The organism is Kordia antarctica (genome assembly GCF_009901525.1).
GTDB lineage: Bacteria > Bacteroidota > Bacteroidia > Flavobacteriales > Flavobacteriaceae > Kordia > Kordia antarctica.
In genome coordinates, this window is the sequence record NZ_CP019288.1 from 478529 (window position 1) to 502214 (window position 23686).

Annotated in this window: 22 protein-coding genes and 2 pseudogenes; 14 read left to right on the plus strand and 10 right to left on the minus strand. The window is 32.6% G+C overall.

Going from position 1 to position 23686, the window contains the following annotated elements:
* Positions 1–156: 156 nt before the first annotated feature.
* Positions 157–1047 (plus strand): annotated as a pseudogene (locus IMCC3317_RS02105) (IS256 family transposase, variant Zn-binding type); the annotation flags it as partial.
* A gap of 448 nt (positions 1048–1495) precedes the next feature.
* Complete coding sequence (locus IMCC3317_RS02110) at positions 1496–2815, plus strand: alpha/beta fold hydrolase (protein ID WP_160127855.1); 1320 nt, start codon at positions 1496–1498, stop codon at positions 2813–2815.
* Positions 2816–2840: 25 nt separating this feature from the next.
* Here IMCC3317_RS02110 and IMCC3317_RS02115 read toward each other — a convergent pair whose 3' ends face one another.
* Positions 2841–3965, minus strand: coding sequence for a tetratricopeptide repeat protein (locus IMCC3317_RS02115; protein WP_160127856.1), 1125 nt, complete (start codon positions 3963–3965; stop codon positions 2841–2843).
* A 174-nt stretch (positions 3966–4139) separates the two neighbouring features.
* Between IMCC3317_RS02115 and IMCC3317_RS02120 the strand changes: the two are divergent.
* Positions 4140–5030: pseudogene (locus IMCC3317_RS02120) on the plus strand (IS256 family transposase, variant Zn-binding type); the annotation flags it as partial.
* A 214-nt stretch (positions 5031–5244) separates the two neighbouring features.
* Here IMCC3317_RS02120 and IMCC3317_RS02125 read toward each other — a convergent pair.
* Complete coding sequence (locus IMCC3317_RS02125) at positions 5245–5712, minus strand: hypothetical protein (protein WP_160127857.1); 468 nt, start codon at positions 5710–5712, stop codon at positions 5245–5247.
* 234 nt (positions 5713–5946) lie between these two features.
* Between IMCC3317_RS02125 and IMCC3317_RS02130 the strand changes: the two genes are divergently transcribed.
* The 4 genes from IMCC3317_RS02130 to IMCC3317_RS02145 all read left to right on the plus strand — a co-directional run bounded on the left by IMCC3317_RS02130 (position 5947) and on the right by IMCC3317_RS02145 (position 8616).
* On the plus strand, positions 5947–6429 hold the full coding sequence (locus IMCC3317_RS02130; protein WP_160127858.1) for a T9SS type A sorting domain-containing protein: 483 nt from the start codon (positions 5947–5949) through the stop codon (positions 6427–6429).
* 5 nt (positions 6430–6434) lie between these two features.
* On the plus strand, positions 6435–7316 hold the full coding sequence (locus IMCC3317_RS02135; protein ID WP_160127859.1) for a hypothetical protein: 882 nt from the start codon (positions 6435–6437) through the stop codon (positions 7314–7316).
* A 231-nt stretch (positions 7317–7547) separates the two neighbouring features.
* Entirely contained in the window at positions 7548–8222 is a 675-nt protein-coding gene (locus tag IMCC3317_RS02140) for a DUF4386 domain-containing protein (RefSeq protein WP_160127860.1), read from the plus strand.
* Positions 8223–8451: 229 nt separating this feature from the next.
* A complete protein-coding gene (locus IMCC3317_RS02145) occupies positions 8452–8616 on the plus strand; it encodes a hypothetical protein (RefSeq protein ID WP_160127861.1) in 165 nt (54 codons plus the stop codon).
* Positions 8617–8692: 76 nt separating this feature from the next.
* Here IMCC3317_RS02145 and IMCC3317_RS02150 read toward each other — a convergent pair whose 3' ends face one another.
* The 7 genes from IMCC3317_RS02150 to IMCC3317_RS02180 all read right to left on the minus strand — a co-directional run bounded on the left by IMCC3317_RS02150 (position 8693) and on the right by IMCC3317_RS02180 (position 17109).
* Entirely contained in the window at positions 8693–9814 is a 1122-nt protein-coding gene (locus tag IMCC3317_RS02150; protein WP_160127862.1) for an acyltransferase family protein, read from the minus strand.
* 297 nt (positions 9815–10111) lie between these two features.
* Complete coding sequence (locus IMCC3317_RS02155) at positions 10112–10975, minus strand: LytR/AlgR family response regulator transcription factor (protein WP_160127863.1); 864 nt, start codon at positions 10973–10975, stop codon at positions 10112–10114.
* 65 nt (positions 10976–11040) lie between these two features.
* On the minus strand, positions 11041–11967 hold the full coding sequence (locus IMCC3317_RS02160; protein ID WP_160127864.1) for a M23 family metallopeptidase: 927 nt from the start codon (positions 11965–11967) through the stop codon (positions 11041–11043).
* Positions 11968–12043: 76 nt separating this feature from the next.
* Positions 12044–13369, minus strand: coding sequence for a M23/M56 family metallopeptidase (locus tag IMCC3317_RS02165; RefSeq protein ID WP_160127865.1), 1326 nt, complete (start codon positions 13367–13369; stop codon positions 12044–12046).
* Positions 13362–13745 carry a BlaI/MecI/CopY family transcriptional regulator gene (locus tag IMCC3317_RS02170; RefSeq protein ID WP_160127866.1) on the minus strand — a complete coding sequence of 128 codons (384 nt, stop codon included), beginning with the start codon at positions 13743–13745 and terminating at the stop codon, positions 13362–13364. The genes IMCC3317_RS02165 and IMCC3317_RS02170 overlap by 8 nt, the downstream gene beginning before the upstream one ends.
* 460 nt (positions 13746–14205) lie before the next feature.
* A complete protein-coding gene (locus IMCC3317_RS02175) occupies positions 14206–15381 on the minus strand; it encodes a M50 family metallopeptidase (protein WP_160127867.1) in 1176 nt (391 codons plus the stop codon).
* A gap of 102 nt (positions 15382–15483) precedes the next feature.
* A complete protein-coding gene (locus IMCC3317_RS02180) occupies positions 15484–17109 on the minus strand; it encodes an FAD-dependent oxidoreductase (protein ID WP_160127868.1) in 1626 nt (541 codons plus the stop codon).
* A 276-nt stretch (positions 17110–17385) separates the two neighbouring features.
* Here IMCC3317_RS02180 and IMCC3317_RS02185 point away from each other — a divergent pair, with 276 nt between their 5' ends.
* The 7 genes from IMCC3317_RS02185 (at position 17386) to IMCC3317_RS02215 (ending at position 22417) form a co-directional block, all read left to right on the plus strand.
* Positions 17386–17577 carry a cold-shock protein gene (locus tag IMCC3317_RS02185; RefSeq protein ID WP_160127869.1) on the plus strand — a complete coding sequence of 64 codons (192 nt, stop codon included), beginning with the start codon at positions 17386–17388 and terminating at the stop codon, positions 17575–17577.
* 122 nt (positions 17578–17699) lie between these two features.
* Positions 17700–18140 carry a KTSC domain-containing protein gene (locus IMCC3317_RS02190; RefSeq protein ID WP_160127870.1) on the plus strand — a complete coding sequence of 147 codons (441 nt, stop codon included), beginning with the start codon at positions 17700–17702 and terminating at the stop codon, positions 18138–18140.
* A gap of 173 nt (positions 18141–18313) precedes the next feature.
* Positions 18314–18778: a cold-shock protein gene (locus tag IMCC3317_RS02195; protein WP_160127871.1), complete on the plus strand. Its 465-nt coding sequence runs from the start codon at positions 18314–18316 to the stop codon at positions 18776–18778.
* Positions 18779–18877: 99 nt separating this feature from the next.
* Complete coding sequence (locus tag IMCC3317_RS02200) at positions 18878–19447, plus strand: hypothetical protein (RefSeq protein ID WP_160127872.1); 570 nt, start codon at positions 18878–18880, stop codon at positions 19445–19447.
* Between the two features lie 285 nt (positions 19448–19732).
* A complete protein-coding gene (locus tag IMCC3317_RS02205; protein ID WP_160127873.1) occupies positions 19733–20845 on the plus strand; it encodes an alkene reductase in 1113 nt (370 codons plus the stop codon).
* 11 nt (positions 20846–20856) lie between these two features.
* Positions 20857–21909 carry an NAD(P)-dependent alcohol dehydrogenase gene (locus tag IMCC3317_RS02210; RefSeq protein WP_160127874.1) on the plus strand — a complete coding sequence of 351 codons (1053 nt, stop codon included), beginning with the start codon at positions 20857–20859 and terminating at the stop codon, positions 21907–21909.
* A 1-nt stretch (position 21910) separates the two neighbouring features.
* A complete protein-coding gene (locus tag IMCC3317_RS02215) occupies positions 21911–22417 on the plus strand; it encodes a redoxin domain-containing protein (RefSeq protein ID WP_160127875.1) in 507 nt (168 codons plus the stop codon).
* A 242-nt stretch (positions 22418–22659) separates the two neighbouring features.
* Here the strand turns inward: IMCC3317_RS02215 and IMCC3317_RS02220 are convergent, their stop codons facing one another.
* Positions 22660–23487 (minus strand): alpha/beta fold hydrolase, encoded by an 828-nt coding sequence (locus IMCC3317_RS02220; protein ID WP_160127876.1) that lies wholly within the window; start codon positions 23485–23487, stop codon positions 22660–22662.
* Positions 23488–23686 lie beyond the last annotated feature (199 nt).

The window sequence follows — 23686 nt, forward strand, 5'->3', positions numbered from 1 at the left end:
GGAAACGGCTTTGCCTTTGGTATCGCTTCGCTCTTGGTATTTTGGTATGTGATTTTTTGGCGTAATAGACAAAATGGTTGCTAAAAACCCTGTTAGAGCTTATATTAACTAGCTTTGGAGCAAATCAAAGGTTTTGAATAAAAAAAATGCACTTATTGTAACAGCTCCATAACCAAAAAGTATGGAGTCAGAAACGGAAAACAACGATATAAATGTCTAGCCTGTGGCAGGTTTTTTAAAGGCGGTAAATTTATAATTCCAGCTATAATCTGGGATGAATACAGCAAAGGCAAACAGACTTATTTTCAGCTTGCTCAAAAGTATGGATGCTCTAAGAGAACCATCCAGCGTAAAATAGACTTGCACATTGTTTCTATACCTGAGAAAATACCCAAAAAAGTTATCGTTTTAATGGACACAACCTATTGGGGTAGAAGTTTTGGATTGATGTTATTTAAGGATGCCCATACTAAGGAAAATCTACTTTGGTATTATGTACGTTCGGAAACAAACGCACTCTATTTACAAGGCGTCAATCACCTCAAATCAAAAGGATATACCATAGTTGCAATTGTCTGTGATGGAAGAAAAGGACTTATACGTGTATTCAAGGATTTACCTGTACAGCTTTGCCAGTTTCATCAGGTTGCAACTATACGAAGGTACATAACCAAAAATCCAAAAATGTCTGCCTCTATTGAGCTTAAGGAACTTGTGAGCCTATTAAAGCAGACAGATAGAGAATCTTTTGAAGGTGGTTTAACGTTATGGTTTTTGAAATGGGAACTCTTCTTAAATGAGCGTACAACAAACCCAGAGACTGGGAAAAGTCATTATACTCATAAAAGATTGAGAAGTGCTTATAGGAGCCTAAATACAAACATGAAATGGTTATTTACTTGGTATGATAATTACGAGTTGAATATACCTAACACAACGAATATGATTGATGGACATTTTTCAGATTTGAAGAACAAATTAAGAAACCATAATGGCTTGACAAAACAAAGAAAAATCAAGTTTATAAATGAGTTTTTAAAGGCATAATGCCCTCTAAAAAGATATAAAAAAGGAAGCCTAGAAAGGCTTCTTAAATCGACTTTTTTGTCGGGCATCCAATGTATCCCTATCGGGTTGCTCTCCAGCAGAGCCCGTTTCTGTTTTGTTGGATAATGTGAAGATATTAACTACTGTTGAAAATAAAAAAAATAGCCCTAAAAAACAGCAACCGTTTTGTCCACATGAAAAAGATTACATTAAATTAGCAACCATTTTGTCTATTACATCGATTTTTTCACATATTAGATAAACTTTTAAACTGAAATTTTGATCTTGGAATGTTAAACTCGCTCTGCTTTTAGTATCGCTGACGCTGTTGGCTTGCTCGATTTTTTTCTTTACACGTCACTGCGAGAAGCGAGAGAGACGTAGCAGTCTTTTGCTTTGTAAACAAATTGCTGCAGAAATTCATCGATCAAATTAAAAAAAATATATAATGCAAAAGATTTTTATCAAAATTACTATTCTATTATTTTTAGTTTCATTTCAAGTACATTCTGGAGAAACATCTTTTGATCAGTATACGTATCTCGCACAGAATATTGATATTTCAACGCATCAAAATAAAAAATTCAAATTATCTGTGAGTGTGCGAAAGGAAGTTCCCGAAGAAAAGGAATCAACACACTTATTTGTTAGTATAATAGATGATTCAGAGAGTCAAAATTCTTTGCAATACAAAACCTCTGGTAATAAGCAACTCATAAAGCAAAAATGGAGCAAATTTACAATTGAAGATACGATAGATGTAACTGCAAAAAAAATCGGGTTTGGTTTAATGTGCATGGATAGTGGGAAAATTTTCTTTGATGATTTTAAGTTAGAAATTCAAAATGAAGATGGAACTTGGGAACAATTACAACTTAAAAACCCTGATTTTGAAGAGAATTTTGAAAATAAAGAACCGATTTGGGGAAATGAACACATTAAATCAAATAAAAATTTCACAACGCTAATTACTAATGAAAACCCTCATAGTGGCAACTACTGTTTGGTAATTGAAGGAAAAAACATTTATGGAAAAAGTGAAGAAAACGGCGATTTTGTGGCTGTAAATGGAGTGAAATTGTATTATGAAATTTACGGAGAAGGAAAACCATTGTTATTGCTACATGGATCAGGACAATCTATAAGTGCTTTTACAAGTCAAATTGACTTCTTTTCCAAGCATTATAAAGTAATTGCGCTCGATAGTAGAGGCAGAGGAAGATCTACGGATAACGATGAAGAACTAACGTACGTAAACCAAGCAAAAGATGTAAACGATTTTTTAGATGAATTGCATTTGGATTCGGTTTCTATTATTGGTTGGAGTGATGGCGGAATTATAGGATTAATTATGGCAATGAAATATCCTGAAAAAGTCAATAAATTAGTGGCAATGGGCGCAAATATTTATCCAGATGGCTTATTAGCTGAGCGATTACAATTGCATAAAGAAACTGTAAAGAAGCTTGAAATGGATGAAAAAAATACAAACACCATCAATTATAAGCTGTTTAAACTAATGGTTGATTATCCACAGTTAAAATTTGATGATCTTAAAAGTATTACTTCGCCAACATTGATTATGGCAGGAGATCATGATCTTATAAAAGACATGCATACCGTAAAAATTTTTCAAGCAATTCCCAATGCAAACCTTGCGATATTTCCCGGTGAAACGCATTGGTTTCCTGCATCGAACTCAAAATTATTCAATAGTACTGTGTTTGATTTTTTACAGAAAGAATTTAAAAAGCCGAAGCGATTCTAAATTCTCAATTTTTCAACTACTTATTCTATAAATTCATCAAATATAAAACCAAGTCATCGCTAGATTTTAGACCAAGCTTTTTACGTACACGGCCACGAATTCCTTGTACAGTTCGGTGTGAGATTCCTAACATGATGGCAATTTCTTTGGAAGTAAGATTCATTCGGATGTACGCGCAATAGCGAATGTCTTTTGTAGTTAAATTTGGAGCTAATTCGTTTAATTTTTGAAAGAATCCTTCGTGAACTTTATCAAAGTGGAGTTTAAAATTTGTCCAATCTTCACTTTTGTTGAGTTGTTCTTGAAGATTTTCTTTTAATTCATCATTTGATCGATCAATGTTATCAATAACTTCCGTAAGTAATTGCGCTTTTTCATATTGATGCAAAAATAAATCTGCCAATTCTTTATTTTTTAATTGAACTTCATGTTCTAGATTTTCAATTTCTATTTGACTAATTTTATTTTCTTTAGCTGTTAATTCTGTTGCAATTTTGGATGATTTCAATTTTGCTTTAGAGTAGAATAGTAGGAACACCAAGGCAAGTATCAATATCAACGCAGTTAGTAAAATAGTCCAAGTCAGTAATTTTGAATATTCTTCATTTTTCTTTGCTGTTGTAATTTCTAAATCTTTTTTATCAATTTCGTAAGATATTTTTAACGTATTTAACTGTCTACTAGCTTCTTCGTTAAAAACAGAGTCATTCATGTCTGCATACTGTTTATAGTATTCAAGTCCTTTGGCATGATTTCCTTTCGTTTCTTCTAGTTCAGATAAGGCTTCAAATATTTGAGCTTGCGTGTCTAAATCGTTTGCTTTTTGTGTGAGTACAAGTGCTTTTTGTAAGTAGTCTTCTGCTTTTTTAAATTCTTTTTTTTTGGTGTAAATTAATCCTGCGTTGAGGCTCGTTTCAATAATATCACGGGAATCTACTAATCGTTCTTCTACTTTCCCTACAGAATCTACTTTTTCAATGTACTTTAACGCGTTGTCATATTCATCTACTTCATAATAATAATCAGACATAACAGCATACGCATATATCACATGTTGAAGGTCTTGACTTTCAAGTGCAAGCTTTATTCCATTTAAAATATATTTTTTAGCTTTTTTATAATCATTCACAGCCATAAATGCTGAACTCAACTCAATGTTAGATTTCGCTTCGACTGACTTGTGATAAATTGAATATTTATGAGCTAATAATAAGAATTCAATTTGTGGCGTAATAGACAAAATGGTTGCTAAAAACCCTGTTAGAGCTTATATTAACTAGCTTTGGAGCAAATCAAAGGTTTTGAATAAAAAAAATGCACTTATTGTAACAGCTCCATAACCAAAAAGTATGGAGTCAGAAACGGAAAACAACGATATAAATGTCTAGCCTGTGGCAGGTTTTTTAAAGGCGGTAAATTTATAATTCCAGCTATAATCTGGGATGAATACAGCAAAGGCAAACAGACTTATTTTCAGCTTGCTCAAAAGTATGGATGCTCTAAGAGAACCATCCAGCGTAAAATAGACTTGCACATTGTTTCTATACCTGAGAAAATACCCAAAAAAGTTATCGTTTTAATGGACACAACCTATTGGGGTAGAAGTTTTGGATTGATGTTATTTAAGGATGCCCATACTAAGGAAAATCTACTTTGGTATTATGTACGTTCGGAAACAAACGCACTCTATTTACAAGGCGTCAATCACCTCAAATCAAAAGGATATACCATAGTTGCAATTGTCTGTGATGGAAGAAAAGGACTTATACGTGTATTCAAGGATTTACCTGTACAGCTTTGCCAGTTTCATCAGGTTGCAACTATACGAAGGTACATAACCAAAAATCCAAAAATGTCTGCCTCTATTGAGCTTAAGGAACTTGTGAGCCTATTAAAGCAGACAGATAGAGAATCTTTTGAAGGTGGTTTAACGTTATGGTTTTTGAAATGGGAACTCTTCTTAAATGAGCGTACAACAAACCCAGAGACTGGGAAAAGTCATTATACTCATAAAAGATTGAGAAGTGCTTATAGGAGCCTAAATACAAACATGAAATGGTTATTTACTTGGTATGATAATTACGAGTTGAATATACCTAACACAACGAATATGATTGATGGACATTTTTCAGATTTGAAGAACAAATTAAGAAACCATAATGGCTTGACAAAACAAAGAAAAATCAAGTTTATAAATGAGTTTTTAAAGGCATAATGCCCTCTAAAAAGATATAAAAAAGGAAGCCTAGAAAGGCTTCTTAAATCGACTTTTTTGTCGGGCATCCAATGTATCCCTATCGGGTTGCTCTCCAGCAGAGCCCGTTTCTGTTTTGTTGGATAATGTGAAGATATTAACTACTGTTGAAAATAAAAAAAATAGCCCTAAAAAACAGCAACCGTTTTGTCCACATGAAAAAGATTACATTAAATTAGCAACCATTTTGTCTATTACATCCAATTTGTTTATAATTATTTCCTAATCCAGATTCATCTGCGGCAATAGAAGAATACGCAAAATAGAGATGTTTGGGACTTTTCGTTTGTTGTGCGATTTTTAATAAATCGTACGCAATTGGTGCTGCTTTTTCATAATCGCTAAAAGCATAATATACGGCTTCCATTAAATGAAATAGATCATATTTCAAATCTAGATCCGTTATTTTATCAGAATCATCAAATTCTCTTTTTACGTATGTATATAATTGTGGAGAATAATTTTCTATATACAAATGATCAATTTTTGAAACAAACGTAACTCGCTTTAAAGGTTCGTTTTCCAATGAATTTATTGAATCAATAATTATAGCAACATCTCCAGCATTAGATTGTGCTACTACTGTGTTTATAGAGAATATAAGCCAAATAGAAAAGAATACGTATAGGTGTTTCAACATCATGTAGCTAAAGTAAGTTCTTTAAAGTGAAAATCATTAAAATTTTGTGACATAATATCCTACTGCGTACCTATTACGTAGCTATAACGTAGCTAGTGCGTATGTAAAAATAAGGATACGTACCACTCACAAACTACTTTTACATCAGTATTATATAGTTGAAAAGAACACATAAAACTCAATTCTAATTTTTAACAAAATCTAAATTAAATAAACAAGTATTAAATCTATGATTATATGAAATATAAACAAGTAAAACACATGACTTTTTGTTTCCTTATGGGAACAGGATTTCTTTTTGCGCAAGAATCTGTTAATACGGCAGGAGGAACCGCCACAGGTTCTACAGGGAATTCTACTTTTTCTGTTGGACAAGTAACGTATACTCTAAATACAGGATCTAACGGATCACTTTCGCAAGGTGTACAGCAAAGTTTTGAAATTTCTACAACGTTAGGAATAGAACAAACAGGAATTCAATTGGAAGTTGCCGCTTATCCAAATCCAACAACAGACTTTATCAATCTTCGTCTGAAAAACACAGATGTTTCAGGATTAAGTTTTCAAATGGTTGATGTTTCTGGAAGAGTAATCGCTTCAAAAAAACTTACCACAGCTACTACGATCATTCCAATGCAAAAATTACCAACTGCCATCTATTTTATTTCAATATTAAGAAACAAAAAAATTATTAAAACATTCAAAATTATCAAAAAATAAGCATCATGAAAAAGAACATTACTTTAGTATTCGCTTTTATACTTACGCTAAGTTTATATGCGCAAACTCCAGAAAAATTGAGTTACCAAGCTGTATTGCGTGGCGTAACTAACACACTAATTACCAACCAAAATGTTGGAATGCAAATTAGCATTTTACAAGGTTCTGCATCTGGACCTGCTATGTATGTGGAGACGCATATGCCAACTACGAACGATAACGGATTGGTAAGTTTAGAAATAGGAACAGGAACCGTAGTTTCTGGAACATTTAATACGATTGATTGGGGAATTGCGACCTATTTTATTAAAACAGAAACAGATCCGCTAGGAGGAACTTCATACACAATTACAGGAACGAGTCAATTAGTAAGTGTTCCGTATGCACTGTACGCTAGAAAAAGTGGCGATAGCAAAGATACATTTAAGTATTTAGGAGCTGCAAGAGGAAAAAACGATGGAAGTCCAAATCCGAATGTAAACAATGAAATTCCTAGTTTTACCTTAGTTACGTTGCGTTGGTTAGGTGTTGCTGAAAATTATATGAATAGTTTAGGAGGCACAAATAATACACAAATTACGATTCCTGCTGGCGTTACGCATATCAAAATTAATACGGGAATTATTTATGAAGCAGGAACGGCTGATAGTATGTCTACCATAGCAATTTATCAAGATGGCACACCATTTGTCCTTGCAAATCAATCATATCCAACGTACAATCAATTTAACTCTAAATACGGTTTTAACTTGGCTACACAATACATTCCTGTAACTCCAGGACAAGTATTTGAATTTCGTATGTTCCAAGATTCACCAGATACAATTTACTTATCATGGGGAAGTATTAGTGCTTCTTTCTCTTTTGAATTTTATGCTAAAAACTAACCATCTTTTTATATAATTAATCATTATTTTAATTCAAATTTACTAAAAAGGCACTCCGAAACGAGTGTCTTTTTCATTGCATGGCATTCAAATTTAAAAACAGACAATAATTTGCCACTAAAGAAAAAATCTCAAAATTGAAAAATAAGTAGCATAAAACAAAAACACCTATTCCTTGTAACATTCTGAATTATAGATCGTCTTACAAACAATCAACCAAAAAATTATCAAATGAATTCAACCAAAAAAACAGCAAGAATTGTAGGTATATTATTCTTGCTCATTTTCGCCATTGGCGTGACAATGTATCAATTTTTGCAAAGTCCACTTTTTGCAGAAGATTTTCTGACAGCTACTGCTGCTAACGGAAATCAAATTATAACTTCTACCTTACTTGGAATTATAAGTGGCGCATTATCTATTATAATCGCTGTACTATTATTACCTATTTTTAAGAAATATAGTTACAATTTGGCATATATTTATTTAGCATTCAGCATCCTAGAATTTGCAGCCATCTTTGTTGATAATATTAGCGTGTTATCGCTCTTAGATTTGAGTACTGCATATATAGATAGTGGAAATGAGGCTTCTAGTTCATTTAATCTTATGGGAACGTTGTTGTATGAAAGACATGCTTGGACACACTATTTTTCACTATTAATGTCTTGTTTCCCAGTTTTTGTATTGTATTATACATTGTATGTTGCGCGATTAATTCCAAGAGCTATTTCTATTTTCGGAATAGTTGCTGCATTGCTAATGTGCGTTCATATGGTAGCTTCTATTTTTGGACATGGTATAAGTATGGATATGATGATTCCAATGGCGTTGGTTCAACTATTATTTCCAATATGGCTGATAGTTAAAGGGTTAAAACCGGCATTAGAACCAACCGTAGCATAAGAAATTTTAAACTTTCTAAATTAATATTCAAAACACAAAAGTTCAGCAAATTTGTTGGACTTTTCTGTTTTTTTAGGAATCAATATTATAGTATCTTCTTCATTCCACAAATAACAAGAATAAAAAATAATCGTGATTACTATATACTGTTTTAATGTTAAATACGGTGTTACCGTAAGTAGTTGCTAATTTGTTTTTATACTTTTCTTCTTAATCAAAACCTTATATCATGAAAAAAAATGTTTTAAACCTAAAAGGCGCTCAACAATTGGATAAGTCAGCTCAAGCTGAAATTAATGGAGGTAAAGTTCCTCCAGGAGGTTGTCCAGGTTCTTTAGAATGGAATCCAATAGAACGTTGTTGTTATAACTATTCAACGAATGTATGTTGCTAAAATAATCTTTATGTTAAGCGAACTTCGGTTCGCTTTTCTTCTGTTTTTTTCTTAATTTATTTAAAGTCGCTGAACTTTATCTAGTTTTTATCTTCTTAATTTTCATACCAAATAATACACGCGTAATTCTAAATGGATAAATTAAATATCTGTAAATCAATACAATAATAGGAAAAGAAGTGACTAGTAATAGTATGATTTTTATAAAAATGTTCAGCTCTAGCTGAATAATGAAATACCCAAAAACAATCAATACGGTTTGATGCAAAATGTAAAACGGATAAATTGCTTCGTTCAGTTTTTGAAGTATTTTACTTTTCTTGTTGAACCAAATTTGTGCAAAACCCAATAACGTAATTATAAACGTCCAACCAACTAAACAACAAACGATAAACCAAATATTCCAACGTTGATTGATTGTAAAATACGGTGAAATCCATTCATGTGGCATCAAATAGTACGCATAGAAAACGATGGAACTCGCTAGAAATAATATGAAGTTTAGCTTCCGAAATTGCTTCAAATATTTCCAAGTCAATTCTGCGGAAGCGAACAACATACCAAACACAAAAAAGAAACCATAATAGAAAGTTGAAGACAAATTTAAAATGTCTTTGCTATCGCTTGGATAATAGTTTTTTGAAGTGACTAAAATTAAGATTAGTGGAATTACGAATAGGAAAAGTCCAAAACGTTTTGCCGTAATTCGCTCAAAAAAGTGTAACAAACGATCTGATTTTGATGATTTTAGAAACAATATCAACGGAATTACAACGAGCGACATCCAAAATAAATTTTCAATAAACCATAAGTGATTTAGTTCAAAATCAGCATTTCTATACACATCAAAGTATGAATTATATTCGTTTATATGTTCAAAATACGTTTGTGGCGGAACAATAAATAACACACCAAAAAACAACGGAATCAATAAACGAATAGCACGTTCTTTTACGAATTGAATCCAAGTTCGTTTTGAAAACGCAAAAATGGTTCCTGTTCCAGAAATTAAGAATAATAATGGCAATCGAAATTGCTCAAAGAAAACCATAATGTCATCCAATAATTTGCTCGATTCACGATTCATAATGTGAAAATCATCGCCATTAAACGGCATTCCAATGTGATGAAAATAGACTGCCAAAATTGCAATGACACGTAACCAATCCAAATCGTATCTGCGTACACTTATCGCCATAAACTTGTTCGTTTTTTGATGAAACAAACCTACGAATGATTTTGATACTATTTCTTTGAATGTGACTGTTTGCAAGGGAAAGTGACGAAATGCACACTTCGACTCCGCTCAGTGTAACGCGCTTCTGCAAGCTTCGTTAGTTTTCAGTTTTCAGTTGACGGTTTTCGGTTTTCAGTTCGATGTGACAATTGACAAGCTCAGTTTGTAAATTTTTTCTAAACGTCACTTCGAGTAAAATTCTGAAAGAATTTTGTATCGAGAAGTGCTTATTTTCTAAATTGTTCTCGTAATGACGTTTTAGATTTTAGAAAAATACGCATTAAAAGCTTTAATATTCGAGCGCGAAACAGGAACCGTTTCTGCATAATTTTTCAATGACAATTGATAACCTTGTGCATTTCCAACACAAGCAGTTATTTTATGTAAATTAACTAAGTAGGAGCGATGCGTTTTATAAATATGTGGAAACGCTTGTAAATGTGTTTCGAGTTCTTTCAATGTGATTCGAAACAGTGTTTTATTGACTTCATCGGCTTTATACGTATAGATTTCTGTATAATTACTTTCTACTTTTGCGAATAGAAATTGGTGTACATCAAACTGATATTTTTCATTGTTAGATGAAATAGTAATAATTTGCTGCTTGAAACTTTCCGTTGCTGTTTGAAGCTTCAATTTTTGAAGACTTTTGGTGTTTTTATGAATCAATCGTTCCAAATTCAACGGAAGTACAATAGTCAACAATAAAGCGCCAACTAAAAGTGAATTTCGAATTTCTTCAAAGAAATAATGAAACGACCAATTATCGGGATTTGTATAAATGAGATCTCTAATGAGAAAACTTCCAATTCCGATAGCAATTAACAGAAAACACAAATGCATCATTTCTTTGCCCAATGTCCAACGAGAATCGTCTTTCATGCTCAAATTTAGCAATGTAAAATACAGAAAAGCAATTGGAAATGGCAAAAAAGCATGTATACACGAAATCCAGAAATAATCTAGTTTATGCTCGGAAACGTTGACTTCAAACGGTTCAAAAGCATATGAAAATAATAAACTTAACACACCAATAATTCCTAAAACTAGCAACAATCGGTGTGTGTTTCTATATAAATATGGATACGGTTCTTGAAGATATTTTAGCAGTTTTGCAGTCAAAAAGTATAAGTTTGATGCGCTAATTTACTTGTAAAATATAGATTAACACATCAAGCTTTCAAATATTATTGCGTAACAATCAATTTTTGTCCAATTCGCAACGTACTTGTTTTACGAATCGAATTTTCTTTACATAGCGAAGCAATTGAAACATTGTATTTATTTGAAATTCTCGACAATGTATCGCCGCGACGAACTGTATACAACTTCTTTTCAGCTTGTTTACTTTCAATAGCTTCCGCTTCCGTAGTACAAATTTCTATGTTAGATTTTCGTTTCGAATTGTGTCTGTAAGCAGTTGTCCACTTGGTATTTACCCAAATATCGTTTGCGTGAATTGTATGATCTTCATCAGAAAAATCAAATAGATATTCAGGATGAATCGGAATTCCTTGAAACAAAACTTCTAAGTGCAAATGACTTCCGCGCGCATTTCCTGTAGTGCCGCCTTTTCCTATAATTTGCCCTTTTTTCACAGTATCATTCACTTTTACAGATTGACGCGATAAGTGTGCATAAACGGTTTCTAAGCCATTAAAATGACGTACAACAATCGTTTTTCCGTGTCCAGCATGTGTATTTACATACCGAACAACGCCATCAAACATGGACATTACGTCATCGCCAGTAATCAAATCAATATCAATTCCGTTATGCGCTCTACGATTTCGCCAACCGTAGCGCGAAGTCACGACTTTGTTCCGCGGAATTGGCGAAGCATAGGTGCTATCTTCAAACGAAATATGTAACGGATATTGTTTTTTGACTTCTTTATACGGATTAAAAACGTTGGTATTCCAGTTTTCTGCAATCCAATCTTTTTTTAGGCTATGACTAACGATTTTAATGTGCTCAAATGTGTTCAACGCAAGTGAAACTATAGGCAAATTTATATTGACTTTCGCAGTTTCAACTTGTAAATTGTCTCGTGTTTGACTGTTCGCAAAAAATGACATGCAAAGTGCGCAAACAATCAGATAAAATGATTTCATATGGTATACTAGATTTTTACGGATCTGCGAGTATAACGCATTCCTGATAAATAAATTGTGTCTTTTTTTTAAGATTTTACTCTGTAATATAGTTCATCGGATCGAGTCGTTTTCCGTCTTGGCGCACTTCATAATGCAAATGTGAACCTGTAGATAATCCGGTATTTCCAACATACCCAACGATGTCGCCTTTCGTTACTTTTGTGCCTTCTTTTATATTGAATCCTTTTAAATGTGCGTACCAAGTTTCAAAACCATCTGCATGCGAAATTACAAGTAGATTTCCCCAATTTCCTTTTTTGGTTGCTTTTATAACAATTCCGTCAGCCGTAGCAATTACAGGAGTTCCATTTATTGCTTTAATATCAATTCCTCCGTGTGGTATAGCATTTTTCATTCTTGGATGATTTGGCTTCAAACCAAAATGTGAAGTAATATCTATTGAACTTCCATTTTTTACAGGAAATAAAGAAGGTTTTCCATTTGTTTTTATCGTGATTGGAATAAATTCATTTGAAATCATGCTTTCATTCCCACTTGTAAACGCCATAAAAACGAGTGCAATTACTGGAATTAGTAATAAATATAAGAGTTTTGAACTGTGTTTTGATTGTGATTTTGTGATCATTTCTATTCGTTTTTTGAGTGTTGGATGCGAAAAATAACTGTATACAGGATTTGTATTTTTTGGTTCGAGACTTTTTAAAAGAAGTTCCAAATAGGTTGATTTCTTTACGTGTTGCTTCAAAACAAACGCGTCAGCTTGAAATTCGTGAATCGATTTTAATGATTTCCTATAGGAATAGGCGAGTGGATGAAACCAGAAAAAGGCTATGAATAGTTCCGCCAAAACTACATCGATGGAATGTAAGTGTTGTACATGCGCCTTTTCATGTGTGATGATTAATTCGTCTACAGCTTCTTTTTGTGAGTTTGGAACGAAAATCCAATGGAAATAAGAGAAAATTTCGGAAACATTCGCTTTATAAAGTGTTGTATTGTTTGATGAGATTTTTTGTGAATTTCTTTTTAATGTAACTAAAGAAAGTGTAGTTTTTATAAATCGTACGAGATAACACAAAACGCCAATCGCGTATGCGAAAAACATCCAAAAACCATAATTTACAGTTTGATTGTTTAGTGTAACAGTTTCTTCTGTGAAATATTCAAAACCAGAAAATGCTGTGAAATTTTCCAATAATGGAATTTCTATCGTAAGATTTTGAATCTGTGGAAACAACAGATTACTGAACGGAAGAAGCAACGCTAACGGAAATACTAACAATAAAAAAGTTCTGTTTACTGCGTGAAACGTAAACTTGCTAAACAGCCATTTGTATAGCAAATAAAAGCTACCAAACACCAAACTGACTTGCAATAGATATATAAGAATGCTATTCATTGTTCGATTTTAAGTGTTCAATTTTTTCTTCTAATAAAGCTTTCATTTCTTCCATTTCAGTCAAATTGAGTGTATCACTTTCAGCAAAAAACGAAGCAAATTTAGTTGTGGAACCGTTAAAAAAGTTCCCAATTACGTGTTTCATATGTTGCGAAAAATAGCGTTCTTTTGAAATTGTCGCCGAATATTGACGAATCTTCCCAAAGGTTTCAAAATTCAAAAATTCTTTACGTACCAATACTCTAACTACCGTAGAAATAGTAGTGTATGCAGGTTTTGGTTCTGGAAATTGTTCTACAATATCTTTTAAAAATGCTTTATCAAGTTTCCACACAAATTGCATGACTTGTTCTTCGGCTTTTGTTAACTCATTCATGTGGCAAATATAGAAGAATATTTCAATATAACTATATAAATAGTCATAAAACTATATTTGTAGTCGTGACTGTAATTAAAAGATTGAATGATTTAAAATTAAATGATTGCATATTAGTTAATTAACTTCTTTTTGATATGGAATTGATAGGTGCTAGAATCTTTTTCAGCAGGATAGTATTTATTTTTCATCAAGAGTTTTCTAAATTTTGTAGAAGTGTAGGTTCATAAAGTCCTTTGCAGAGAATAGAGCTTGATATACTGAAACTTAGAAAAATCAATACGGTTTTAGCCTTTTCGGCTAAAAATACCTCTGGAAAAAGCGCACTTTCTTTTGTTTCTTTTCTTTGTGCGAGCAAAGAGAAAGAAAATAAAAAACTAAAAATGAACTATTTAATAAAAAATATTATTGAAAACTACAAAAGTTACTTTCAAAATAATTATGTCGAACTCAAGTTAAATTATGAGTTCATTACCGCTTTCACTTCATCAATATATTCCTGAATTTTAAAACCATCAGGATCTAATTTGAGTGCTTTTTCGTATAAACTGAGTGCTTTTTGGTAGTCTTTTTTGTAGAAATAATAAATACCAAAGTTTCGATGTACATATGGATCTTGATCGTCTAATTCTAGTGCTTTTTGTAAATCTGCATATCCTTCTTCTAATTGCCCAAGTTTTAGTTTTGAAAATCCAAGATTATCCCAAGCATATTGAAAATTAGGATCAATTGAAATTGCTTTGTTTAAGTCCGTAATTGCTTCTTCATGTCTATCTAACAAGCCATACGTTAAACCACGATTACATAGTACAATTTGATGTTTAGGATCAAAATTTAGTGCTTTATTAAAGGAATCTAATGCTTTTTGTAAATCATCTTCATTAATCTGTAGCACGCCTAAATTTACATAATCGATTAGATCAAAAGAGTTTTTATATTTTTCTGTGTACACCTTTTGAAATTCTCCTGCTTTGTTATAATTTTTAATTTGTAGATAGGAAGAAATCATCAATCTATACAATTCTTGATTTTCAGGAGCTTTAGTCAAACATTCTTCAAACAAATCAGCAGCCTTGGCATAATTTTTTTCATTGTAAAATGTCATTGCTTCATTCATTTCATCATACATATTTCGAATACTCCATAAATATGTCAAACGTTTTCCATCATTATATACAAAACTTCCATCATGCAATTTAATCTGTCTTTTTCGCGGAATTATATTAAATATAAAGTCAAGTATACATGAAAACGCAAATGCAAAAAGAATCATTTTTGCAAGAAGATTAATTTCAAAAAATAGAAGCACTATACAAGTAATACTTCCAAGTAGAAGTGTAGTTAATGGACCAAATACACTGATGAGTACACTACTTTTCCAAGAAACATTTTTTCCATGTGGCACACACAATCCGCCTTTCCATGCAAATATATTGTATTTAAAAAAGCATTCTAATCGCTTGATTTTGAACCGAAATGATTTCTCTTCATCTCCATAAGAACCAAGATACACAGTTACTTTTCCTGTAGAATTTAGTAGCGCTGAAATTGCATGACCAAATTCGTGAATTATAATAATGAGCCTCTGAAACACTAAAAGGCAAATTGCAAAGACTATAATGTATTCTTGATGCATGAATTATTTTTAAAAACGCAGCAAAGTTATGGGAATATTTGGAATATTTTTCAAACCAAAAAAAATAGAAACAACAATGACATCCTAAAATTACATAACAAGTTATTCTGGCAAAATACTCATCTCAAACTTAAAAAGTTGATTCGGATCTTGTTTCGTTTTAATTGCGCGTAATTTTTCTAAATTCTCTTCTCCATAATAGATTTCAAGAAGTTTCAAACGATTTTCATCTTTTTCAATATCTTCAACTAATGAACTATCTACAAAATTGATAAAAGAACCTTCTGTATAAGGCGAAAGTTCTTTTCTGAAATCTTTTACCCAATTTACATATTCAGCATTTCTTTTTTCATTGGTAAATACATTTGCAACATTGTCCCACCAAGCTTGTATTTGTAATAAGTATGGTTTTTGAGAAAACGCAAATACGCGGTCTTTTGGATTTTCTGTCACAGCGCCACCTAAACAGTGAAAACTCATATATCTAGTCACATCTGAGAAATAGCAAGTGTTTTCTAAAACATCAAAAATCTTATCTACCAATATATCATGATCAATATTATCTTTCGGAAATGCAGAAGTTACTTTGTGCGGATGTGGTTGATCGCAGGTAGAATCTGGCGCTTTAGCCAATATCGTTAATTTACGATTCCCACATTTTTTGTCATCGTCATTTTCAAAATATTCAAGACTTCCCGTAGGATTCACAAAATCAGCAATAAAACGTTGATGTGCTGTAAATGATAAAGTATTCTCCGAAGTTGGCATACTTTTAAGAATAAATCCTTCTGGTTGATCTTCTGGATCAATATAATTTTCAGGATGCTGTTTTGCAAAACTTGTATCTTTAGGAATCAAATCTCCAAAATGATGAGCTAACAATGCAACTAATTTTTTCTTTGAGCCATAATACAAACCGCCCATTCGTGCAAGTACGGTAACATCTTCGCCTTCTTTTTCAGGTTCAGAAACTAATACTCCACAAGCTGTAGACAAATTTACATCCAAATTCATTTTTGCATGTAAATTTGCCCATGTTTTAATCAATGATTTTGATTTCTTAGGAGATTTCAACGTAAAAGAAAACGAAGTCGTTACTGGTAATAATGAAACTAGTTTAAATTTAAAACGTGTTACGACACCAAAATTTCCGCCGCCACCGCCTTTTAACGCCCAAAATAAATCGCAAATATCTTGATCTTCGTCTTCATCACTTATAATAGCTACAGTTCCATCGGCTAAAACTATTTCACATTCAATAACAGAATCACATGTCAATCCATATTTACGAATGGAAGTTCCCCAACCGCCGCCTTGTGTAAGTCCGCCAACATTTACGGATTGACAACCGCCGCCAGGCAATGTTTGATCTCGCTTCTCTAATTCTTCATATACTTTCCCTAATTGTTTTCCAACAGGAATCCAAGCAGTGTCTTCAGTATCGTACACAATTGTATTCATTTCTGATAAATCGATAATAATGACATTATCTGCGGAACACATTCCTTCATGTTGATGTCCACCAGAACGTATTCTAAACGGAACAGTATAAGTTCTACAATAATTAATACAAAAAGAAACATCTTCTGCAGTTTCACAATACACTATTGCTGCTGGCATATAGCCAAAACGTGTATTGGAAATAACTCTTGCGTAATGATATAAAGAATCTCCTTTACTTATAATTTTAAGATTTTTTCGTGCTTTGTCCTTAATTGACTGATTCATGGTAAATGGTTAGGTTATTTATCTAAATAAGAACTTAAAAGTAAGAAATCCAATCTAAAAAAACTCATTTTTGTTAAAATATGCATAGAAAACGCTGGTTAAACTAGTTAAATTAAAATTTATTTTATGGGTTAATAGCTTAAAACAGTGCGTTTCACGTGAATAACTATGCTAAATTGAAGAAATATTAAAAATTTATGTATTAATTGTTTGTAAATCAAATTAATGGCATCATCTTTGCAAAGTTAAAAGTATAATAAATTAAATTACATTACAATGAGTAAAGGAACAGTAAAATTTTTCAACGATGCCAAAGGATTTGGATTCATCACTGAAGAAGGAGTAAACAAAGATCACTTTGTACACATTTCAGGATTAATCGATGAAATTCGTGAAGGCGATGAAGTTGAATTTGACCTACAAGAAGGTAAAAAAGGATTAAACGCAGTAAACGTAAAAGTTATCTAAGATATATTCTTCCAAGTTTAGTAAAAAGTCTATCAGCAATGATAGACTTTTTTATTGTTCAATTATTAGCATTATTTCCACTATTAGATGTAATTTTGCGCCCAGTTAAAAAATCCCTAGTTATGAAACGTATTAATCAATACAAAAAGCTATTTCAAGTTGAGAGTGAAATCGATCTTAAAATACTTAAAAAAACATATCGCAATCTTGTAAAAGAATGGCATCCTGATAAATATCAAGAAGAAGATTCAAAACACGCGGAAGCTGAATTAAAAAGTATTGAAGTTATTGATGGATATCACTTTTTAGTAAGTATTGCTCCGGAAACGCTAAAAGCAAATTTTGAAGCATACACAGAAACCATTACAAATTCAGGAATTGCAGATTTCAATCATAAAGGATTACTGTTAGAAATCACTTTTTTAGATGGAACTACGTATGAATATTTTGGTATTACAAAGCAAGTGTATATCAAAATGATTAATTCGGATAAAGTCAATCGTTTTGCAAAACGAAACATTTATCCAACATATACATACCGAAAATCAAAACGTGATAGCTAAGATTTTTTTCATTTCATAGTCGCTATTTTGGTTGAAATTGTATCAAATCGAGAAAAAAGACGCTTAAAACATACTTACAATCGAATTAATTTCGTCTTTTGTTACTGTTAACGTACATAAATCGTATCTTTATAGCCTAATATTAACATTATAAAAACAATTTAAAGATACGAATGGCTAAATCGCAACAAACATTTAATAAAATTGAAAAAGAAAAAAAACGTTTAAAGAAGAGAGAAGAGAAGCGTAAAAAAATGGAAGCCAGAAAGGCTAATGCAAAGGAAAATGGAACAAACGGAATTGAGTTTGCATACGTTGACTACAATGGAAATCTTACAGATACGCCACCAGATCCATCTCAAAAGGTAGAAATCGAAATAGAATCTATCGAAGTAAGTATTCCTAAAACATTAGAAAGCGACAAGGAAAAAGTGGATCCAGTTCGTAAAGGGAAAGTTTCTTTCTTTGATTCTTCTAAAGGTTTCGGATTCATTATAGATGCGGAAAATAACGAAAAATATTTTACGCATGTAAGTGGAACAATTGATGAAATCGTAGAAAACGATAAAGTTTCTTTTGAACTTGAAAAAGGGCAAAGAGGAATGAATGCTGTAAAAGTTACTATTATAAAAGAATAGTTTTTTTCAAAATATATACAAGAGAGTTTAGAATACTGCTTCGGCAATGTTTTAAACTCTCTTTTTATATGTAGCTTTGTTTTTACTTAAATCTATTTTATGAATTCACAACTAAAGTTACTAATTTTCGCTTGTTTGATTTCTTTCAATGCGCTTTCGCAAGAAATAACACCTGCAAAAAAATTCTGGAATACACTACAATCGCATTGTGGAAAAGCCTATGAAGGTGTTTTAGAACTTCCAAAAGAAGACAAGGATTTTGGCGGAAAAACATTAACGATGCACGTTCGGAAATGTTCTGAAACCGAAATGAAGATTCCTTTTTTTGTGGGAGAAGATAAATCGCGCACGTGGATTTTAACGTATAAAAATGATCGCATTGCACTAAAACACGATCATAGACATAAAGATGGAACTGAAGACGATGTTAATTTTTATGGCGGAATAACTACAAATACTGGGAAATCAGACATTCAAGTATTCTCTGCGGATGCAAAAACACAACAAATGATTCCTGGCGCGGCAACAAATGTTTGGTGGATTACTATTGATGAATCAACATTTACATACAATCTTCGCCGTTTAGGAACGGATCGCGTTTTCAAAGTGGTAATGGATTTAAAAAATCCTGTAAAAAAACCAAGCGCACCTTGGGGCTGGAAAGAATAATTCTTGAATCCGCTTTTTGTCACATAATTTCTACGTCACTCTGAACTTGATTCAGGGTCTCATTAAATGCTCTTGACTTATGGTAATATGTGATTCTGAATCAAGTTCAGAATGACGCATTCTATAGCTTTGTGACACTTAACTTACGTATATACATTAAAAATAATTCCCAAATAAAAATTCCTTGCTCATTTCATCTGAATCTTGACGCTATTGTCATAGATCAACAAAACTTTGTTTACTATTTTGTATTTTTGATTAAACAAAAAATAACAGAAAAAGAATATGACTAGAGAGCCTTTATTGCAAAAATACACTACCAACAATTTACAACTAAAAAACCGTGTCGTAATGGCACCAATGACGCGAAGTAGAGCCAACAATGACGGAAATGTACCGACAAACGAATTGCACGGTTTATACTATGAACAAAGAGCTTCCGCTGGATTAATTATAACGGAAGGTTCACAAGTTTCAGAAGAAGCTGTTGGTTATATAAATACTCCAGGAATACACTCAGAAGCACAAACAGCAGCTTGGAAAAAAGTTACGGAACGCGTTCACAACGAAGATGGAAAAATTTTCATTCAGTTGTGGCATGTGGGAAGAAATTCGCATCCAGATTTTCATAATGGCGATTTACCAGTAGCTCCATCAGCGATTAATCCAAATGGAGAATCATATACACCAGAAGGTCCAAAAGGTACAGTGACTCCAAAAGCAATGGCGAAAGGGGATATTGACAGAACAATTCAAGATTTTGTGAATGCTGGGAAAAATGCTATTGAAGCAGGATTTGACGGTGTAGAAATTCACTCTTCAAATGGCTACTTATTTCACCAATTCTTTACAAATTGTTCCAATGAACGTACAGATGAATTTGGCGGAAGTATTGAAAATAATGCGCGATTTTTCTTTGAAACGCTTGACGCGATGAAAAAAGCCATTCCTGAACAGAAAATTGGATGTAGATTTAATCCGTCATTACATGGAATGTTTGGAATTACACTTGATGAAGAAACGATTCCTACGTTTGAATATATCATCAAAAAATTAAACGAGTACGATTTGGCATATGTGCATTTATCGGAACCTTTCAATGATGTTTCTGATGTAAAATATGCCGTAGAAAATATTGCGGAACACTTCAGACCATTATATGATGGAACATTAATGATCAACACAAATTTCGATCAAGAAAAAGGAAATAAAGTTATTGAAAAAGGAAACGCGGATTTAGTTGCTTACGGGAAACCTTATGTTTCAAATCCAGATTTAGTGGAACGTTTTGAACATGGAATTGAACTTGCCGATTGGAACAAAGATACATTCTACACAACTGGTAAAGAAGGCTATACGGATTATCCAAAAGCCACATTATCAAAAATTAATAAATAAAAAAATACTTAATGACAACAATAAAAGCATATGGAACTGAATCAGCAGACGCTGATTTGGAACTCATGGAAATAGAAAGAAGAGATGTAAAAGCAACCGATGTTAAAATCGATATACTATACTGTGGTGTTTGCCATAGCGACATTCACGCGGCACACAATGATTGGGGAAGTGCAACATATCCGTTAGTTCCAGGACACGAAATAGTAGGTCGTGTATTGGAAGTTGGATCTGATGTAAAAAACTTCAAAAAAGATGATTTAGTCGGCGTTGGTTGCATGGTAGATTCTTGCCAAACATGTGGCGCATGTGAAGACGATTTAGAACAATTCTGTGAAAAAGGAATGGTTGCAACGTATAACAGCAAAAACAAACATACAGGAAAAAAGACTTTTGGAGGATATTCTACAAGTGTTGTAGTTACTGAAGAATTTGTATTAAAAGTTCCTGAAAACTTAGATATCAAAGCAGTTGCACCATTATTATGTGCAGGAATCACCACTTTTTCACCTTTAAACCATTGGAAAATTAAAAAAGGAGACAAAGTTGGAATCGTTGGACTTGGCGGATTAGGACACATGGGAATCAAACTAGCACATGCAATGGGCGCAGAAACGGTGATGATTACAACGTCGCCAGACAAAGCCAAAGATGCAAAAAGACTAGGAGCAGATTCCGTATTGATCTCAAAAGATGAAGACGAAATGGAAGAACACAAAGGAACGTTTGACTTTTTACTAAATACAGTTCCTGTAAAACACGACATTAATCCATATCTAAAATTACTAAAACGCGATTCGACAATGGTGATGGTTGGCGCAATTGAGCCGCTAGAACCAATGCATGGCGGAAGCTTAATTATGGGAAGAAAAAGAGTTGCAGGATCGTTAATCGGCGGAATCAAAGAAACGCAAGAAATGCTCGATTTCTGTGGAGAAAACAATATCGTTTCTGATGTGGAAATGATTGAAATGAAAGATATTAACAAAGCTTTTGAAAGAGTTATGGACAACGATGTAAAATATCGTTTTGTAATTGATATGAAAAGCTTAAAAGACAAATAAGATGATAAAACCAAGAGAAAAAGCACCAGAAATTATTGTAAACTTAGTAAACGATACTACGTGGAAATTCAGTGAGCAATCACCAGAAAATTTTGTAATGATTCTATTTTACAGAGGAAAACATTGTCCTGTTTGTAAAAAACAATTAGAAGAATTACAACGTAAACTAAGTAAATTTACAGAAAGAGGAATCAACGTAATTGCGATTAGTTCTGATACGGAAGAAGTTGCCAAAGCGACGTATGACGAATGGGAAATTTCAAACATTCCAATTGGATATGGATTTCCGATTGAAGAAGCTCGAAAATGGGGATTATTCATTTCGGAAGGAATCAAAAAAGAACCTAAACATTTCACGGAACCAGGATTATTTTTGTTAAAATCTGACGGAACAATGTATTGGGAATCTATTCAATCGATGCCATTTGGACGACCAAGTTTCAATGACGTTTTAGGCGGAATTGACTATATTTTAAAAGCTGGTTATCCTGCTAGAGGAGAAGCGTAAAATTTAATTTTTCAATTTGAAAATGTGATACTCTAAAAAATTTACTCTAGCGTCACATCGAGTGATTTTTTGTAATGAAATAAAGAAAAATTGTATCGAGATGCTATGATTACTTTACAAATATCAATTTCTATATTTAGTAAAATTTAGTAATAAAAAATGCTTGCAGTAAATTTGCAAGCATTTTTTTTTGCCAAAAGCCAAAAGCCAAAAGCCAAAAGCTAAAAACCAGATCAAAATTCCTATTTAAAGAAATCTAACAAAATTTCGTTCAATTCGTGTTTGTGTGTCAAATTCAATCCGTGTGGACCATTTTTGATCACTTTATACGTATTATTTTCAATTCCTTTCGCTGCTTGATCGCCCGCAGTTACAATCGGAACAATGTTATCCGCATCTCCATGAACAATTAATGTTGGAATATTTACATTTTTCAATTCAGGTCTAAAATCAGTTTCAGCCCAAGCTTTTGCAGCTTTTATTGTTGCATTTGGTGAAGCATATGACGCAATTGACCAATCGTACTGTAATTGTGCTTTGCTAATTTTATCTTTATTATCTTCATAATTATAGAAATTCTTATGGAAATCTTTCAAAAACCCAACTCTATCAGTTTCCAACGCGTCCATAATTCCGTCCAATTCTTTCTGTGGAACACCATTTGGATTGTCATCTTTTTTCGCAACTATCGGAATAATAGAGCTAACCAAAGCTACTTTACTTAAATTCTCAGTTCCATAATCGGTACAATAGCGAACTACTTCGCCGCCGCCCATGGAAAATCCGACTAAAATCACATCTTTCAATTCTAATTGTGAAATGATTGAATTTAAATCGGAAGCTAATGTTGAATAATCGTATTCGCCCCAAGGAGAATCAGAATCTCCAAATCCGCGTCTGTCATAAGCAATACAGCGATATCCTGCTTCTACAATTGCCCAAACTTGCTGTTCCCAAGCTCGGTGACTTAACGGCCAACCATGAATTAAAATGACTGGTTGTCCGTGTCCGTAATCTTCAAAAAATAAATCTATGTTTTGTGTTTCTGTTTCGTGTGTTAAAAATGGCATAAAGTTGTGTTTTAAATTAATATTACTTGTTATACAAATTTCTGATATCTCCGTTAGAATCGTTGTTTCAAATGATTTTAATCGTTGCTCATTTGATGAGATGATGCTTAATTTCTATTAAATTTTTCTTAAGAAATGATATGAGTTCACATAAAATTCATTCGAGCAAATAGAAGCTTATCTGTAATAGTAACTTTGC